13 protein-coding genes, 1 tRNA gene and 1 pseudogene are annotated in these 17324 nt (G+C 67.9%); 2 read left to right on the top strand and 13 right to left on the bottom strand.

Going from position 1 to position 17324, the window contains the following annotated elements:
- Positions 1-86: 86 nt before the first annotated feature.
- The 8 genes from AABM36_RS05975 to AABM36_RS05940 all read right to left on the bottom strand — a co-directional run bounded on the left by AABM36_RS05975 (position 87) and on the right by AABM36_RS05940 (position 9219).
- Positions 87-1145 carry a FecCD family ABC transporter permease gene (locus tag AABM36_RS05975; RefSeq protein WP_145000805.1) on the bottom strand — a complete coding sequence of 353 codons (1059 nt, stop codon included), beginning with the start codon at positions 1143-1145 and terminating at the stop codon, positions 87-89.
- A gap of 344 nt (positions 1146-1489) precedes the next feature.
- Positions 1490-2395, bottom strand: coding sequence for an alpha/beta fold hydrolase (locus tag AABM36_RS05970; protein ID WP_019310065.1), 906 nt, complete (start codon positions 2393-2395; stop codon positions 1490-1492).
- Entirely contained in the window at positions 2392-3111 is a 720-nt protein-coding gene (locus tag AABM36_RS05965) for a DUF998 domain-containing protein (protein WP_019310066.1), read from the bottom strand. Before AABM36_RS05965 ends, AABM36_RS05970 begins: the two co-directional genes overlap by 4 nt.
- Before the next feature lie 199 nt (positions 3112-3310).
- Positions 3311-3383 (bottom strand) — tRNA-Asn (locus AABM36_RS05960).
- A 147-nt stretch (positions 3384-3530) separates the two neighbouring features.
- Entirely contained in the window at positions 3531-5567 is a 2037-nt protein-coding gene (gene dnaG / locus AABM36_RS05955; protein ID WP_019310067.1) for a DNA primase, read from the bottom strand.
- A 67-nt stretch (positions 5568-5634) separates the two neighbouring features.
- Positions 5635-6954 (bottom strand): deoxyguanosinetriphosphate triphosphohydrolase, encoded by a 1320-nt coding sequence (locus AABM36_RS05950; RefSeq protein WP_019310068.1) that lies wholly within the window; start codon positions 6952-6954, stop codon positions 5635-5637.
- 5 nt (positions 6955-6959) lie between these two features.
- Positions 6960-8144, bottom strand: a complete 1185-nt coding sequence (gene dusB / locus AABM36_RS05945; protein WP_019310069.1) for a tRNA dihydrouridine synthase DusB — start codon at positions 8142-8144, stop codon at positions 6960-6962.
- Positions 8145-8283: 139 nt separating this feature from the next.
- Positions 8284-9219: a helix-turn-helix transcriptional regulator gene (locus AABM36_RS05940; protein ID WP_237708727.1), complete on the bottom strand. Its 936-nt coding sequence runs from the start codon at positions 9217-9219 to the stop codon at positions 8284-8286.
- Positions 9220-9330: 111 nt separating this feature from the next.
- On the opposite strand from AABM36_RS05940, the gene AABM36_RS05935 reads away from it, so the two are divergent.
- Positions 9331-9702: a VOC family protein gene (locus AABM36_RS05935; RefSeq protein ID WP_019310071.1), complete on the top strand. Its 372-nt coding sequence runs from the start codon at positions 9331-9333 to the stop codon at positions 9700-9702.
- A 62-nt stretch (positions 9703-9764) separates the two neighbouring features.
- A pseudogene (locus AABM36_RS05930) lies at positions 9765-10561 on the top strand (integrase core domain-containing protein).
- Positions 10562-10575: 14 nt separating this feature from the next.
- Here AABM36_RS05930 and AABM36_RS05925 read toward each other — a convergent pair.
- The 5 genes from AABM36_RS05925 to AABM36_RS05905 form a co-directional block, all read right to left on the bottom strand.
- Positions 10576-11385 carry a hypothetical protein gene (locus tag AABM36_RS05925; protein ID WP_423445241.1) on the bottom strand — a complete coding sequence of 270 codons (810 nt, stop codon included), beginning with the start codon at positions 11383-11385 and terminating at the stop codon, positions 10576-10578.
- Positions 11386-11621: 236 nt separating this feature from the next.
- Positions 11622-12851: a DUF6414 family protein gene (locus AABM36_RS05920; RefSeq protein ID WP_423445239.1), complete on the bottom strand. Its 1230-nt coding sequence runs from the start codon at positions 12849-12851 to the stop codon at positions 11622-11624.
- Between the two features lie 47 nt (positions 12852-12898).
- Positions 12899-14071: an ATP-binding protein gene (locus AABM36_RS05915; RefSeq protein WP_423447875.1), complete on the bottom strand. Its 1173-nt coding sequence runs from the start codon at positions 14069-14071 to the stop codon at positions 12899-12901.
- 141 nt (positions 14072-14212) lie between these two features.
- Positions 14213-15577 carry a galactokinase gene (locus AABM36_RS05910; protein ID WP_423447873.1) on the bottom strand — a complete coding sequence of 455 codons (1365 nt, stop codon included), beginning with the start codon at positions 15575-15577 and terminating at the stop codon, positions 14213-14215.
- Positions 15578-15628: 51 nt separating this feature from the next.
- Positions 15629-17110 carry a sugar porter family MFS transporter gene (locus AABM36_RS05905; RefSeq protein ID WP_423447871.1) on the bottom strand — a complete coding sequence of 494 codons (1482 nt, stop codon included), beginning with the start codon at positions 17108-17110 and terminating at the stop codon, positions 15629-15631.
- Positions 17111-17324: the final 214 nt, after the last annotated feature.

The following is a 17324-nucleotide window of genomic DNA, read 5'->3' as shown; positions in this document are numbered from 1 at the left end:
GGTGCCTGCGGGGGCCGGACCGGGCGGCGTCGTGCCCGGCGCGAGCTCGTTCGCCGCCGCGGCCGTGTGCCGCGGTGCGGGCGCCCTCACCGGGAGCCTCCGAAGACGTAGCCGGCGCGGCGCATCAGCACGAGGAACACCGGCACGCCGATCAGGGCGGTGACCACGCCGAGCGGCAGCTCACGGGGCGGCACGGCCACGCGGCTGAGCAGGTCCACCCACACCATGAACAGCGCACCCACGAGCGGGGCCACCACCACGGCGCGCCGGTGGGCCGGGCCCAGCACGATGCGGGTGGCGTGCGGGACCACCAGTCCCACGAAGCCAATGGTTCCCGCGACCGAGACCAGGGTGGCGGTACCCAGGACCGTGAGCGCGAACAGTTGCACGCGCATCCGGTCCGGGTCCACGCCCAGGCTCGCAGCGGAGCCGTCCCCCATGGACAGGGTGTCCAGGTCCTGGGCGCGCCACGCGAGCCACACGAGGCACAGCGCGGTGGCCGCGACCGGCGGGGGAAGCTGCTGCCACGTGGCCGCGCCCAGGGAGCCGAGCATCCAGAACATGACGGTGCGGGCGGCGTCGCCCTTGGCGTCGAAGAAGACGATGGCGGACATCAGCGCCTGGAACCCGAACGAGAGCACCACGCCCGTGAGGATCAGCCGCACGGGCGCCACCCCGCCCGGGGCGCGGGACAGCAGGTACACGAGCACCGACGCCGCCAGCGCCCCCAGGAACGCGGCCGCACTCAGCGCGAGTCCCCCGAGCGCGGAGAACAGTCCCCAGGAGACGACGGCGCTCGCGCCCACGGCCGCGCCGGAGGAGATCCCCAGGATGAAGGGGTCCGCCAGGGGGTTGCGCACCATGGCCTGCGCCGCGATGCCCAGTACGCTCAGCCCCGCTCCCACCACCGCGGCGAGCAGCACCCGCGGGGTGCGGATCTGCAGCACCACGGTGTAGTCGGTGAAGTCCGCCGCAGGGATTGCGCCGCCGGTCAGCGCGGCCCAGAAGAACCGGGCGGTGTCCGCCACCGGAATCTCCGCGGCACCCCACGAGACGGCCACGGGGACGGAGACGCCCAGCGCTACGAGCAGCGCGAGCACCAGCAGCGCGTGGGCGCGGGGTGAGAATCGGGGCGTCGTGTGCATAGCGCTGTAATGATAATCATTCTCATTTACGACAGCCAAATCGCCCCCTGCGCCCAGAGTGGTCGGCAACGAACGATGTGCGGAGACGGCCCCCATGGACGGGCGAGGCGTGCGGCTCCGGGGCGCCGGTGGGAACACGGTCGGGCGGGTGCCCGGGCCGCCCGCGCGCCGTCGTCCGGGGCACGAGCGCGGAACGGACGGGCGACAGCGTTGGTCGGCACGTTAGCCGAGCAGGACTCTTCGAGCGGGGCCTGGCGAGCGGACGGCTGCGTGTGCCGGCACATCTGCCGAGCAGGACTCGTCGAACAGAGCCCGGCGAGCGGGCGGCGTCGTTCGCCGGGGCGTCAGCGGGGCACGGCCTGGGCGATCAGTTCGGCGGTGCGGCGCGGCTGGTCGAGCATCACGAAGTGCCCGCTGCGGGACAGCACCACTCGGCGCACCGCGGTCTCGCGCGCCAGCTGCCCGGCCTGGGCCAGGACCTGGCGCACCCACCGGGAGAGCCCCGGGCGGGGCAGGAGCCCGTTGGCGGCCACGACCGTGAGGGGCACGTGCGGATCCAGGGGATTCTGCTCGCGCAGCTCGCGGAGCCGGTTCATGCAGGAGACGTAGCCCGCGAGCTCGCGCAGGGACGCCAGCAGAGTGCTCGCGGCGGCACCCTCGGACCGCAGGCCGCCCAGGTGGTGGGCCACGCGGCGTCGGCCCGGGACCAGGGCCGCGGACAGGGCGGGGCCCACCGCCCGCCAGATGCGGCGTGCGGAGCGGGAGCGGATCACGGGGTGGGTGCCGTGGCGGAACCGGTGCGCGGCCCGGGCGCCGTCGTGGTCGGGGTCCGCGCCCTCGGCCTCGGGAACGGAGCCGTCCAGGAACACCAGTGAGGCCAGCCGTCCGGGCTGCAGACGCGCCGCGGCCTCCACGACCGCTGCGCCGAAGGAGTGGCCCACGGCGGTGACCGGCCCGGCGACACCCAGAGTGTCGAGGACCGCGAGCAGCCGGGCCGCCTCGGTGTCCAGGTCCGGGAGGGTCTTGGCCACGTCCTGACCGGGGGCGTACCCGGGGCGGTCGAGGACGATCACACGGTGATCCCCGCGCAGCAGCTCGACCACGGGAACCCAGTCCCAGAGCACCGAGGCCACGCCGGAAGCGCACAGCACCACAGGGCCGGAGCCTACGTCGAGCACCCGGGCGGGAGCGCCCCCGACCATGTGCTCCCTCAGGTGCTCCCGCCACAGTGCCGCGGTGTCCCGGTTCACGCGGACACCGCCCGTCTCGCGACCCCCACCCGTTCCACGACCGGCAACCCGGCGGCGGCCACGAGCCAGACGACGATGGCCACCATCGAGATCCGCTGGGTGATCCCCTCGGTGGGAATCCTGGTGAGCAGGGCGTCCACCGCGGACAGGGCGATGGTCACGACGCCCACCCAGCTGGCGATCCGGGTCACGCGGTCCGCGGCGGTGCTCAGCACCAGCGACGCGAGCATGGCCACGACGAACGCCGTTCCCGCCACGGCGGAGGATGCGGTGTGCATGTGGTGCTGCAGCGGCAGCGTTCCCGCGGCTTCGGCGGCGGCGCACTCGGGTGAGACCGAGGGCGCGCACGTCATGGGATTGATGGCGTCCACCACCGTGGCCGCACCCGCCACGGCCAGCGCCGCGCACCACACCCGCACGGCCCACCGCGCACGACGCCGCGTGGGCCGAGAGGCGTCCAGCCCACCGAACCCGCCGGGCAGCCCGCGCCACAGCGTCCGGGCCCGGGCGTAGGAGAGCACCGCCATCACGACCATCAGCATCCCGGCCACCCCGTCCGTGGTGCGCAGGAGTGTGGCGGCAGGGCGGTCCGCCACGAAGTACTCGGAGGCGTAGGAGGTCCAGGGGTGCAGCTGCGGATCGAGCAGTGGCGCAACGAGCCAGGTGGAGTAGAGGACGGCGATCAGCGCCGCGAGACGGCGGGACGCGAGGGTCATGGAACCGGGTCACCCGCCTGTCGTGGTCATGGAGTTGCGAAACTGCAACAGAAGTTCACTGTATCGGTGCCCTACTCGGAGTCCACGGGCCCCGAGAGCTACGCACGAATCCGTGACCAATCCGCCACCACGAGCGTCTCCAAACATGGAGAAAGCCGGGCCCGTTCTGCGTCTCCGCAGGTCAGACCCGGCTTGCTTGCTCCCCCGACTGGACTCGAACCAGTAACCCTTCGATTAACAGTCGAATGCTCTGCCAATTGAGCTACGGGGGAATGCACATGTTGCTGCGCAACGAGACGATACTTTACAGCTCCCGCCGGGCTTCCTCAAATCGCCCGGGCGAGCCGTTCCCGGGTCCGCAGCCCACCGGGTGGGGGTCCGTGGGGATCGGACGCTGGCCACCGGCAGCCCGCCGTGAGTCAGACCCCCATGAGGCTGCGCCGCTGCAGCTCCAGGTCCAGCAGCTCGCGGTTGAGCTGCTGGTAGAGGTCCGGCTCGCGCTGGGCGTTGAGCCGGTTGAGGTGCGCGAGCTTGTCGGACTTCTCCCGGTTGATGTGCATCTCCACGAGCGAGGTGATGACCCCCACCGCGTAGTTGCGCATCTGCTGCTCGGTGGCCGCGGGCAGCGGTGTGACGGACAGTTGCGCCAGGTAGCCGTGCAGGGGTTCGGGCAGGTGGTTCCGCACGGCTTCCAGCCACACCCGGCCGCCCTGGACACCCTCTCCCAGGTCCGCGCGGGCACCCACCACGGCGTCGTGCATGACCTGGTGCACCCGGTACGTCATGCCCGCGGACTCGAAGTGCCCCCAGTAGGCCAGCGGCACGAGGTCCGGGACCTGCAGCACCACTTCCAGCGCCTCACGCTCCATGCGGGACACCGGCTCCCGGGGATCGGGGAGCTCCACGGTGCGCGGCTCTTCGGGGGAACCATCGTGAGTGCCGGCCGCTCCCCGCGATGCCTGCGGGTCGTGGTCCGCTCCCCCGCGCGAGGGGACCTGGGCCTGCTGCCGGCCGCGAGCGCCGTCGTACCCGGAACCGGCCGGTCCTGCTCCAGAACGCCCCGAACCCGCGGGCCCCTGGCCGGAAGGGCCGGAGGGCCCTGAGCCAGCAGATCCCGGGCCGCCGCGCTGCGCGGACTTCGCCGCGGCCGTCACCGCGCGCATCACCTCGTCCGTCTCGATCCCGAGCCACCCCGAGAGCTCCCGCGCGTAGGCCGGGCGCAGGGAGGGGTCGCGGATTTGAGCCACGATGGGCGCGCACGCCCGCATGGCGCGCAACCGCCCCTCGAGGCTGTTGACGTCGTACTCCTTGATGGTGGCCCGCAGCGCGAACTCGAACAGCGGGGTGCGCGTCTCCACGAGGTCCCGCACGGCCACGTCCCCGCGGGCCAGGCGGAGGTCGCACGGGTCCATGCCGTGCGGCTCCACGGCCACGTAGGTCTGGGCCACGAACCGCTGGTCCTCCTGGAAGGCGCGCAGCGCAGCCTTCTGCCCGGCGGCGTCGCCGTCGAACGTGAAGACCACCTCGCCGCCGGCGGAGTCGTCCGAGAGGAAGCGGCGCACGATCTTGATGTGCTCCGGTCCGAACGCCGTGCCGCACGTGGCCACCGCCGTGGAGACCCCGGCCAGGTGGCACGCCATGACGTCCGTGTAGCCCTCCACCACCACCACCTGCTTGGTCTTGGCGATGGGCCGCTTGGCCAGGTCGATGCCGTAGAGCACCTGGGACTTCTTGTAGAGCTGCGTCTCGGGGGTGTTGAGGTACTTGGGGCCCTGGTCGTCCTCGTAGAGCTTGCGCGCCCCGAAGCCGATGACCTCCCCGGCCACCGCTCGGATGGGCCAGATGAGCCGACCACGGAAGCGGTCGTAGAGCCCGCGGTTGCCCTCCGAGAACATGCCGGTGAGCTTGAGCTCCTGCTCCGTGAACCCCTGCTTGCGCAGGTGGTTCAGCAGGTGTGACCAGCCCTGCGGCGCGTAGCCCACCCCGTAGGTGCGGGCGGCGTCCTGGTCGAAGCCGCGCTCCCCCAGGAACTTCTGGGCGGCGGCGGCCTGGCGGGTGTAGAGGTTGCGCTGGAAGTACTCGGCGGCCACCTTGTGGGCGTCCAGCAGACGTTGGCGGCGGCCCACCTCCTCGCGGTTGGGTGCGCCGCCCTGCTCGTAGTGCAGCTCGTAGCCGATGCGCGCGGCCAGCCGCTCCACGGTCTCCGTGAACGGGGTGTGGTCCATCTCCATGAGGAACGCGATGACGTCCCCGGACTCGTCGCAGCCGAAGCAGTGGTAGGTGCCCATCTGCGGGCGCACGTGGAAGGACGGCGAGCGCTCGTCGTGGAACGGGCACAGCCCCTTGTAGGAGCCGATCCCCGCGGGCTTGAGCGTCACGTACTGCTCGACGACCTCGCGGATGTCCGTGCGCGCGCGAACCTCGTCGATGTCTTCACGCTTGATCAGTCCGGCCACTGGGCCAGTTTAGGCACCCCGTCAAACCGCGGACGACGCCGCCCGGGCGGGTGTGCAGGGCGCCCGCTCACCAGAGCGGCTTGTCCCCCGTGCGCCAGTTGGTGCCCCGGATCCTGTCGTGCAGCGCCACGGCCGAGTGGTCCGTGAGGCACGCGATCTGGTCCACCACGAGCCGCAGCCTGGCGGCCTCCGCCCCCGGCCCGTCCGCCACTGCCCGCCAGTCCGCGGCGAACTCCGGGGAGAGGAACCGGCCGTCGGTCTCCATGAGGGCCTCCACCAGGATGGTGAGGATCTCGTGCTGATTCTCGTACAGGGGCATGGCGTCCCGCACGGTCATCACGAACGCGGTGGCGATGCCCTTGAGCACGCCGATCTCCAGCTCCGTCTCCCGGGGCACCACGAGGGACGCCCGGTAGCGGGTGAGCCGGTCCTCCCCGGCGACCTCCCGGGTGGCCTCCACCGCGGACATCGCGAAGCGTCCGATGAGCTGGCTGGTCATGTTCTTGAGCCGCGCGAGGTCCCCGCGGGTGCCATCCATGCGCGGCACCCAGGCCGCCGTGGCCTCGAGGCGGCGCAGGGCGGCGTCGAGCTCCTCGTCCGTGGCGTCCGGGAGGTACCAGCCGCGCGTGCACTCGATGACCCGCCCGCGCTGGGTGGGCTCGGCCAGCAGGTCCAGCTGCAGTGCGTGGGCGGCCACGGCGTCCTCCACGTCGTGCACGCTGTAGGAGATGTCGTCCGCGAGGTCCATGACCTGCGCCTCCAGGCACTTGCGGCTCTCCACAGCGCCCTCGCGGAACCACTCGAACACGGGGAGGTCGTCCTCGTACGCGCCGAACTTCCGGTTGGGGCGCCCGTCCGCCCGCGGCGGGGCGTCCGCGGCGGACCACGGGTACTTGCACGTGGCGTCCAGCGTGGCGCGTGTGAGGTTCAGCCCGGCGGGGTCCCCCGAGGGCGTCACGAGCTTGGGCTCCAGCCGCACGAGCAGCCGCAGTGTCTGCGCGTTGCCCTCGAAGCCCCCGATCCCCCGGGTCAGCTGCGCGAGCACCGTCTCCCCGTTGTGGCCGAAGGGCGGGTGGCCGAGGTCGTGGGACAGGCACGCGGCGTCCACCACGTCCGGGTCGCAGCCCAGCGCCTTGCCGAGCTCCCGCCCGATCTGCGCGACCTCCAGCGAGTGGGTGAGGCGGTTGCGCACGAAGTCGTCGGTCTGCGGCGCCACCACCTGCGTCTTGGCCGCGAGCCGGCGCAGCGCGGAGCTGTGCAGCACGCGCGCGCGGTCACGTTCGAAGTGGCTGCGGTGGCGGTTGTGGTGGTCCTCGCTGACGTAGCGCTCGGTGTCCGAGGGCTCGTAGCCGGGGGCCAGAATGCCCAGGCGGTCAGGGGTGTGCACGGCGCTCAGCCTCCCGAGACGTCGAGTTCGGCGTCCACGAGACCCAGCCGTTCGGCGTCGCCCAGGATCCGCGAGGACAGCCAGCCGTCCGGCAGGTGAGGCTTCTTGGGCGAGCCCGCGCGCCCGCGGGGCCCCTCCACGTCCGCACCCGGGTAGGGGGCGTCCAGGTCCAGCTGGTCCAGCAGCTCGCGCAGCGCGGCGAGGTCCGGGACCTGCGCCATCTTGGCCCGCAGCTCGCCGCCCACGGGGTAGCCCTTGAAGTACCAGGACACGTGCTTGCGGATCTCGCGGCAGCCCTTGGCCTCGTCCCCGAACTCCTCGGTGAGCAGCTCCGCGTGGCGGTACACGGTGTCCGCGACCTTGCGCACGCCCGGCCGGAAGCGGCGCGGGCTGCCCTCGAACGCGGCCTGCAGGTCCCCGAACAGCCACGGCCGTCCCTGGCAGCCGCGGCCCACGACGACGCCGTCCACGCCCGTGTGCTCGACCATCCGCACCGCGTCCTCGGCGGAGAAGATGTCCCCGTTGCCGAGCACGGGAATGTCCGGAAGGGCCTCGCGCAGCCGGGCGATCGCGTCCCAGTTCGCCGTGCCCGAGTAGTGCTGCTCCAGCGTGCGCCCGTGCAGGGCGACGGCGGCCACGCCCTCGTCCCGGGCCATGCGCCCGGCATCCAGGTAGGTCTGGTGCTCGTCGTCGATGCCGATGCGCATCTTCACCGTCACGGGAATGTCCCCGGCCTCGCGCACCGCGGTGCTCACGATCGCGCGGAACAGGTCCGTCTTCCACGGCAGGGCGGAGCCGCCGCCGCGCTTGGTGACCTTGGGCACGGGGCAGCCGAAATTGAGGTCGATGTGGTCCGCACGGTCCTCCTGCGCGACCATCCGCACGGCCTTGCCCACGTTCACGGCGTCCACGCCGTAGATCTGGATGGAGCGCGGGGTCTCGTCCGGGTCGTGGTGGATGATCCGCAGGGACTCCGGCCGCCGCTCCACGAGGGCGCGCGCCGTGACCATCTCCGTCACGTACAGACCCCCGCCGTACTCGCGGCACAGCTTGCGGAAGGACTTGTTGGTCACCCCGGCCATGGGTGCCAGCACCACGGGAACGTCGATGGTCAACGGTCCAAGGTGCAGCGGCTTCAGGTTCAGCACGGCCGGTTCGCGGTCCGCGGTCTCAGTCGTCTCGGTGCTCATCGCCTGACATTGTCTCACCTGCGCGCAACGGGCCGCGGCCCCGTGGGTTGTCTCCCCGCACGCGGGGACGGCGACGCCGCCCGGCCCAGCACCGCACCCGCGCCCTCTAGCCGTACGGACCGGGGACGTTGGTCGAGCCTTACTTCGGGTGATTCTGCGTTAGTTCGTCAGCCAAGCTATGGATCCGTTCGACTGCCTCGTTGGGGTGCAGGACGCGGATGTGGTCCGCGAACTGGAGGAGTTGCCGGACGGACTCGACGTCCGGGTACTGCACGACGATCGAGCTCCACTCTGCGTCGGCGGCAGTGGCGGCTACGAGGCGTGTACCGAGGATGCGACGCGCTAGATCCAGCCGGGTGGAGCGCAGCAGTGCTCGCACCTCCACCGCCGGGACCGGCTGGAAGTCGTCCAGCAGACCCGCCCAGACAGTGCGGAGGTCCTGACCCGGGCGCAGCACTGCAGTCTGCGGCAATGGCTGATGGGCCTGGATGCGGCTGGTATTGAACATTCGTGGCTCACCGTCGACATCGGCGACGAGGTACCAGGTGGCGGCCTTGGTGGCCATGCCGTACGGGTCCACGACGAGCCAGTGGCCGGCCGACTGTCCGCTGCGGCGGTAGCGGATCCGCACGCGCTGCTTGTGGCGCGCCGCTTTGAGGAGGGCAGACAAATCGAGCTCGTGGCCTTCAGAGAACCAGCCCGCTGGATCGATGAGCAGGATGTCCGACAGAGGGGGCTGCGTAGTGGCCCCAGAGCTTCGGGCGGCCACGGCGGCGAGTTTCTCCTGAGCTCGGGTACCCACAGTGTGCAAGCCGACGTTCTCCAGTTGTTTGGGGTCAAGGCCGCTGAGCGTCAGCAGCTGGACCTCGGCCGGGTCCAGACGCGCAGGATCGAGTCGGGCCCGGCGGTCGAGGACAATGGCGCCGTGTCGTCCACGTTCGGTGTGGACTGGGACGCCAGCAGCCGACAGCGCCTCCACGTCGCGAAGGATCGTGCGCTGCGAGACCTCGAAGCGATGCGCCAGCTCCTTGCTGGTCATCCGCTCGTGGGTCTGCAGGAGCAACAGCAGCGACATCAGACGGGCGGACCTCATGAACCCCAATCCTCGCAAACAAACATGACATTGGATGCCTGGTTTGCCTGATCGGATGAAGTCATGTGTTCCGCCCGCTACTTAGGAGACCTGATGCCAGCACCCAACCTGTTCATCGTCTACGTCACGGACGTCACCGTCTCGACCGCGTTCTACTCAAAGCTGTTCGGGATGAACCCACGGTTCACCAGCCCCCGGTTCGTGGAGTTCGAGGTCGCAACTGGGGTGGGGCTTGCCTTGTGGTCCGGCAAGGCCGACTCCCTCACGTCCACGACCGAGCGTACGAGCGAGGTCTGTCTCAACCTCCCCGGAGGCCCCCAGGTCGTCGATGGGCAGTACCAACGCTGGTGCGACCTCGGGGTCACCATCGTCCAGGAACCCCACGACGATGTCTTCGGCCGCACCTTCATCGCCCAAGACCCCGATGGGAACTTGCTGCGCGTAGCCCCCGTCGACCCTGCCTGATCCAGGTGCCGCCAGGAGCCCACCCCGCCGGGGGTGGGCTCCTCTCATGTACGAGGATCCCCATGTCACACCCCAACGCTGCCCTCACCCCTCGCCACCGGCTCAAAGTGGCCCGTCTCGTTGTCGACGACGGGTAGCCGATCAATGAGGTCGCGGCCCGCTTCCAAGCTTCATGGCCCACCGTGAGGCGCTGGGTCGACTGCTACCTCGCCGGCGAGTCGATGCACGACCGAACTTCGCGACCGAAGTCTTCGCCAAACAAGACACCGAAGCCGGTGACGAAGCGCTGCGTGAGCCTGCGAATACGGTTGCGGGAAGGGCCTGTACAGCTCGCCGACCGGCTCGGTATCGCACCGTCCACGGTCCACCGCATCCTCACGGCCGCGCCGCCACCCCAGGCAAGCCGCGCAACCAGTACAGCGGTCCGAAGCTCGGGTACGCGTTCGTGCACACCGTCATCGACGACCACCCCCGCGTGGCATACACGGAGGTGCATGACGACGAGACCGCCATGACCGCCGCCGTTCTCCACCGAACCGTCGCCTGGTTCGCCGAGCGCGTCTTGTCGGACAACGGCAGCGCGTACCGGTCCCACCTATGGCGCGAGACCTGCGAAGCCCTGTCGATCAACCCGAAGCGCACCCGCCTGTACCGCCCCCAGACCAACGGCAAGGTCGAGAGATTCCACCGCACCATGGCAGACGGATGGGCCTACGCCCGCTGCTACACCAGCGAGCAAGAACGCCGAGACGCCCTACCCGACTGGCTGCACCAGTACGACCAGCACCGGCCTCGCACGGCCTGTGGCAACCAGCCGCCCTTCTCACGATTGATCAACGTCCCCGATCAGTACATCTAGCGCACGGACCCGCCTCAGCCCGAGGCGTTCTGCTCGGCCTCGGACGCGGCGATCTGCTCCAGGCGCACCGCGAGCTTGAACGCGCGCACCTGTTCGTCCCGGCGGCCCAGGGTCTTGCACGCCGCCCCGAGCTCACGCAGGCACGCCACCCACTCGTCCGTGTGGGCCTCCGGATCGGGCAGCGCCGAGTACAGGTTGGAGGCGTTCTCCAGGGCGTGGGCGGCGTCGGCCCACGCCATGCGGTCCGCGGCGAGCGCGGCGAGCCCACGCCAGCACAGGATCTGCCCGGCCACGTCCCGGCGGGACTCGCAGCCGCTGAGCACGGCCTCGTAGTGCTCCTCCGCCACACGACGCCGCCCCGCCGCCTGCGCCGCCGTGGCCAGGTGGGAGGTCCAGCGCAGGTCCTCGCGGGTCACGAACCCGGTGCTACCCGCGTGGGCCGGGCGGTGGGGATCCACCCCGGCCACCTGCGCGCCCTCCTGGAACACGCGGTACGCGTCCCACGGGCGCCCGAGGGCGAGCAGCACGTCCCCGAGCTCCTCCAGGCACTGCACCCGCCCGCGCACGGACCGCGCGGTGCGCTCCGCCCGGCGGTACTGCACGGCACCGATCCGGTAGTGGTGCTCGGCGTCGGTGAGGTTCCCCGCGTCCCGTTCCAGGTCCCCGAGCGACGACGCCGCATCACCCGCCGCGCACCACGCGTCACCCAGGCGGGCGGTGCGCAGGGCGTCCTCGAGCAGCGCCCGGGCCTCGGCGAGGTCACCGCGCCCACGGGCGGTGAGGCCGCGCCTAAGTCGGCGACTAGATACCCAGATAGAAAACATCAAACCACTCCATCTTAAACTTTTGATGGCAATTATTTGTGACCACGAGCAAGCAAGAACGCTGGTGGGATGCAAAACACATATGGCCATAAATCAGGCCACCCGCTTCCGGGCGGCTAGGCGGATGCGTACCCAAGTCGACAGTCGAGAGCAAACGCAAAATGAACGATCTAGAACGCACTCCCGTTCGACACATCACCCGACTCTAGATGAGACGGCATCCACAATGCAGCCAATTACCAATAGAGGGCAATTACTTCGCCAACTAAATATCGAGGCGATTCCTCGACCGCATTATTCTCGTCGTAGAAATCACAGTTCTGCTGCTCAAAACTGATAACAAGCCCAAGGGCTTCGGACCTCCACCGCCCAAGTTCATCGGGATCTTCTGCGGAAATGCTTTCAAGCCTGGCTAACTCATCAATTTCATCAAGAGCCTTGTCAAATTCGGTGGCAATATCCGAAGTTGTTTGATATTGTTCTGCAATCCTTGGGATTTGTTTGCTAATCACATCGTGAATATGAATCGGGCATCGTTTATCCGCATAGTACTGAAGGGCAGGGGTAAATGAATTACTTTGTGGTGGCGGCGCCGCTACAGCGGTATTCAACATATCCGTCACCTTCGCGATAGACGCCTCGACTTCCTTAAACCCAGGAATGCCTCTCACAGCATCGAAAAGTTTGACAGGAGACCATTTAGACGAAGGGAAATTCTCGCTAACCCGAATCAGCGCTGTGCACTCCGCATTGTCAAACAATGCGCGACGCACATCAATCCAATAATTTTCGATTTCCGTTAGAGCCGCGAGTCGCACGGGAAAGGAAGCTTCTGAAACAGGGACGAGTGCACGTTGATCAGGGGAAAAACCCCAATCGGTTAATTCCGCGTCAATCGGAGCCTGCTCGAGAAGTAGCTGGCGTAGAATATCAGCAATCTGCAACATTTCGGACGGTCCCGACAAGACTACATCCGGGGACGATTCTGCCAACTTCGCAATGGAATCAGCTAGGGAGCTAATGCGGAATGTGATGTCAGCCTGAAGTCGAATACGAATTTGAACCATGGTTCCGCGATGTAGCTTAATTTGGTTCGTAGAGGTCATCCTGTCCGACAGAATGGTCGCATCCCAGAATTTGCTGCCCCCACCCTGAATGGACTCTCGGTCCAACAAGTCTTTTAGAAGCGACTGCTCTGAAGAAATACGTTCGACTTGTATAGCCTTCTCGGTACTACGCTTAAATTGACCGCCAAGTCCAGCAGACCCGACACCCGAAGGGGCAATACCAACCGAACCACCAAGTTCCGCATCACGTGTCTTGGAATTCGTAATTGTGATGCGCGCATCTTCCGGGCCATAACGGGATATATAAAGGCTTCTAAGCGCCACCGCGTCTAAATAAATTATTTGCTTGAGCTCCCCGATTGGCTCCACTTTACGGCGCAGGTTATTAATCTTTTTCAATGCCCGAGACCGGCGTCTCTTCAGCCACCACTCACGTAGCTTGTTCATTATTTACCAGCCAATCGTCTATCCCTGGAGCACTTAGCACGCTCAAACCCCATTATGAAATGATCGTAAGCGATTCGAGTGCGCTCACTTAGCACTGTCATTTCGGCTGCATATTGCCAAATTGCTCCGACTTCTGCCGCGGTCCAACCGTCTGTCGCATCCGCAATTTTTTCGTAGTCAAAATTTTCGGACCGGACGTAATTACCAGAAGAAAGAATGGCTTTGCGATCTTCCAGGTCGGGGCTACGGAATGTCAACTCCCGATCGAAACGGCCTGGCCGCCTGAGCGCGCGGTCAATGTCTCCCACGCGATTTGTTGTCCCGACCGTTATAACATTGGTGGGACTATCGACCCCATCCATGTTTGTCAAAAACACATTGACCAGCCGTGAACCGTTGTCATTTTCATTCGCGCGATCTTTAGTTAAGACATCAATTTCATCAATAAACACTATCGACATCTTCTGAGCTGCGGCATCGGTGTAGATGGACTCGAGTCTCTGCTCACTTTCGCCCACCAACCGTCCCCCAAGTGATGCCGCAGTGACTAAATAAAATTCCGCACCGGATTGTGCGGCCATAATTTTAGCAAGAAATGTTTTTCCTGTACCTGGCGGACCCTGGAACAGAACACCTTTAATCGGATTAACACCTAAGTCGATCAGCTTCTTTCGAGATTCCAGTCGCATTTGGACGGCGGCCATGGTGTGTGCCTGCTCTTTGATATCTGGGAAACCAACAAAATCATCCCAGCGGAGATCTAAGTTCGGAGCTTTGCGTAGACTTTGGGGGTTGAACCCATCATCAAACAGGGGTGGTGGCGCGGGTTTCTTTCCTAGCGTCTTCAAGATCCGTGGACTTCGGTTGAACAATACTAAATCCGAATTTGATACACCGATAGACTCAGGCGCCGTCCGAGCGACTAGACCCTGAGGGCCGCGAACGATAGCTGTGTCATCTACAACCTGCTCAACAACCCCTAGTTCCACTTCAGCTTCCCAGTCGTCGTCTGAGCCGAACCCCCACTCGTCTCCAAGGATTAGTACATCCCCCACTTCCGGATGTAGGTTCGACACGTAGTTGTCCCCGGCAACCAAACGACCATCAGGCAACCTCAGCATAGCGAGGCCAGCATGGGTAATGTGATCGACTTTAGCAATGAGGGTAGTCATCACGCACCTTTATCTGGTTGACCTTGAACTACTTAATAATTAATATTCGCCGCTATCAATTTACGATGTGGTGTTTTGTATAGCATGCAATTCCAAGACAGAGAATTCGGCCTTTCAGCATGTGTGCTACTGCGCTGAATCTTAGCGGACTCGCCGCCCCGCGGGCGACGGGTTCAGGGTCAGGAACAGGGGGTCGCGGAAGCCGTGGTCCGAGAACGCCGAGCACACGGCGGCGGCCAGCTCGTCCAGCTGGTCCTCCCGGGCCAGGGCGATCACGGAGCCGCCGAAGCCGCCGCCCACCACCTTGGCGCCCAGGGCCCCGGCGTCGAGGCACGCAGTCACGGCGGCGTCGAGCTCGGGAACCGTGACCTGGCAGTCCAGGCGCATGGACTCGTGGCCCGCCACGAGCAGCCGGCCCACGAGGTCCCAGTCGGGAGCAGTGGTGGCGAGCTGGTCCGCGATCCGCACTGAGCGGACCATCTCGGTCAATGAGTGCCGCAGCCGCAGCCGCACACCCTCCGGGTCCCCGCACAGGACGGCCCCGGAAGAGACGAGAGCGTCGAAACGCTCGAGAACCGCGGCGGCGTCGTCGTCCGTGGGGTGGTCGGGCAGGGCGTCCCTCAGTCGGGCGACACCGAGGACGGCGGCGGCGGCCTCGCACTGCTCGCGCCGGGAGCTGTACTGGCCGTCCGCGAGGCGGTGCGGGGCGCGGGTGTCCACGGCGAGCCACGTGAGACCGGCGGTGGAGGGATCGGCGGGCAGGCGCGCGGCGTCGAAGTCCCGGCAGTCCAGGGCGAGGGTCTCCCCCGCGTGCGAGCGCAGGGACGCGGTCTGGTCCAGCCCACCCGTATTCGCGCCCACGATGTGGTTCTCGGCGTCCATGCACGCGCGGGCCAGGGCGCGGCGCAGGCGGTCGTCCGGGGCGTCGTCGCCCGTGGAGAGGGAGAACAGCGCGAGCGCGACCGAGCACTCCAGGGCGGCGGAGGAGGCCAGCCCCGCGCCGATGGGCACGGTGGAGTCCACCATGAGATCCGCCCCGAAGTCAGGGGCCAGGGCGAGCTCGGGGACGGCGACGGGGTGGTCCGAGCGGCCCGAGGCCACCCGCCCCATGCCCCACGCGACGCCGGCGGCGTAGCCGAACCAGCCGCCGATGCTCCCGGGGGCGATGTCGGCCACGGAGGTGGTGCGCAGCCGGTGGTCCGCCACGGACTCGTCCGCGTCCTGCAGGGACAGCGTTCGCAGCACGCCGTCCGTGCGCGGTGCGGCGGCGGTGAGCGTGACGTACTGGTGCGCGAAGGGCAGGCACATCCCGCCCGAGTAGTCGATGTACTCCCCCATGAGGTTGGCGCGGCCCGGCGCGGCCCACACGCCCACCGGCGCGCGGCCGTACGCCCGCTCGAAGCGCTCGCTCAGCAGCTCGGCGCGCGCGAGGACGTCCGGCTGGGGCACCCACTGCGGGCACCCGGCTTCCTCCGGCGGGGCGACGACGGCGGGTTCACAGGACACGGACGGTTCCTCACATGGTCGGGTGGTGCGGTGGCGACACGCCATTGTCCCCTACGCGGCGCGGAAGTGCTCCTCGAGCTCCTCCAGGGTGCGGTCCTTGGTCTCCGGGGCCACGCGGTGCACCCAGACGAGCGCCACGAGCTGCAGGGCCACGAAGATCAGCACGGTGTACCCCACACCGAGTGCATCGGTGAGCAGCGGGAAGGTCAGGCCCACCACGAAGGTCATCATCCACAGCAACCACGCGCACGCGCCCATTCCCACCCCGCGCACGGACAGCGGGAAGATCTCGGACATGTACAGCCACGTGACCGTCCCGATGCAGCACTGCATGAAGCCCACGAACACCACGATGCACGCGAGCACCGCCCACGCCCGGGCGGGATGGCCCTCCGGGACCAGCAGGTAGACCAGGGCGAAGGCGGTCAGGGACACGATGGTCCCGCAGAGCCCGGTGAGCAGCATGGGCCGGCGCCCCACGTGCTTGAGCAGCACCATGGCCAGGGCCACCGCGGCGGCACCCACCACGCCCGGGATGATGTTCGCGTAGAACGCGCCGTTGCCCCCGAATCCCGCATCCTGCAGCACGGTGACGCCGTAGTACTGGATCGCGTTGATCCCGGAGATCTGGTTGATCACGGCCATGCCCGCACCGATCCCGAAGATCCGGCGGACCCACGGCACGCGCACCAGGTCCAGGACGCTGGCTGCCGGGCGGTTTGCGTCCTGCGCGGCGAGCTCCCGCACCGTGTCCGCCTCCTGGGACGTGTAGGCGTCCTCCCGGATCCGACGCAGCACGCGCACCATCTCCTCGCCGCGCCCCTTCCGGGCGAGCCAGCGCGGGGACTCGGGCACCACGATCATCCCGATCCACAGCGCCAGGGCGGGCAGCGTGGCGAGCACGAGCATGTAGCGCCACACGTGCGGGAGGTGACCGAACGCCGTCGCCAGCCCCGCGTTGAACACGAACGCGAGCGCCTGCCCGCCCACGATCATTAGCTCGTTCTGGGCGACCACGCGCCCGCGCAGGGGGGCCGGGGCGAGCTCCGCGAGGAACACGGGCACCACCACCGAGGACGCCCCCACCGCGAGTCCCAGCACCGCGCGGAACGCCACGAGAACGCCCACCGAGGGCGCGAGCGCGCAGCCGACCGTGGCCACCACGAACACCACGGCGAGCACCATGAGCAGCCGACGCCGCCCGAACCCGTCCGCGAGCCGCCCACCGAACGCGGCGCCCCAGGCCGCGCCGAACGGCAGGATGGACGCCACGAGCCCCTCCAGGAACGGGGTGAGCTGCATGTCCGTGACCAGGGAGGGCAGCGCGCCGTTGATCACGCCGGTGTCGTAGCCGAACAGCAGACCGCCGAACGTGGCCACCGTGGCGATCAACCGCAGCCGTCCGCTCATGGGCTGGGCGTCGGGCGCGCCAGTGCGGTGCGGTGCGGCGGCGTCGCCGGAGGTGCCGGTTGCTGCGGATCCGGGCGTGGTGGGGCCGGTGTGCTGCGGGGAGTGCGCCTGGGAAGCGTGCATCGAGGTCCTTTCGTCCGTGAACGTCTTACCACGGTCCTCACCGCGGAAAGCACATGCGCGGGGGTGAGGCGGTGCCACGGCGGCCGCCCGGGAGTGCCAGAGGCGGGGCAGGGTGCGGCGAGGTGATCACCGCACCGACGAGCGCGCGCCGCGTGCCACGGTCCCGCGCGGCCCGCGGACGCGCGAGAGCCCTCCCACCGCGGACGCGGCAGGA

It is taken from the genome of Kocuria sp. KSNUG, from assembly GCF_049532735.1.
GTDB lineage: Bacteria > Actinomycetota > Actinomycetes > Actinomycetales > Micrococcaceae > Kocuria > Kocuria rhizophila.
The sequence above is the reverse complement of the archived record's forward strand: the minus strand, read 5'-3'. Positions and strand labels throughout refer to the sequence as shown.

Bases quoted from the DNA above. Each gene is read 5' to 3' on its own strand.
- AABM36_RS05915 (WP_423447875.1), bottom strand. From the start codon at position 14,071: ATGACTACCCTCATTGCTAAAGTCGATCACATTACCCATGCTGGCCTC.
- AABM36_RS05925 (WP_423445241.1), bottom strand. From the start codon at position 11,385: ATGTTTTCTATCTGGGTATCTAGTCGCCGACTTAGGCGCGGCCTCACC.
- AABM36_RS05965 (WP_019310066.1), bottom strand. From the start codon at position 3,111: ATGACCCTCGCGTCCCGCCGTCTCGCGGCGCTGATCGCCGTCCTCTAC.
- AABM36_RS05935 (WP_019310071.1), top strand. From the start codon at position 9,331: ATGCCAGCACCCAACCTGTTCATCGTCTACGTCACGGACGTCACCGTC.
- AABM36_RS05940 (WP_237708727.1), bottom strand. From the start codon at position 9,219: ATGTCGCTGCTGTTGCTCCTGCAGACCCACGAGCGGATGACCAGCAAG.
- AABM36_RS05975 (WP_145000805.1), bottom strand. From the start codon at position 1,145: ATGCACACGACGCCCCGATTCTCACCCCGCGCCCACGCGCTGCTGGTG.
- dusB (WP_019310069.1), bottom strand. From the start codon at position 8,144: ATGAGCACCGAGACGACTGAGACCGCGGACCGCGAACCGGCCGTGCTG.
- AABM36_RS05905 (WP_423447871.1), bottom strand. From the start codon at position 17,110: ATGCACGCTTCCCAGGCGCACTCCCCGCAGCACACCGGCCCCACCACG.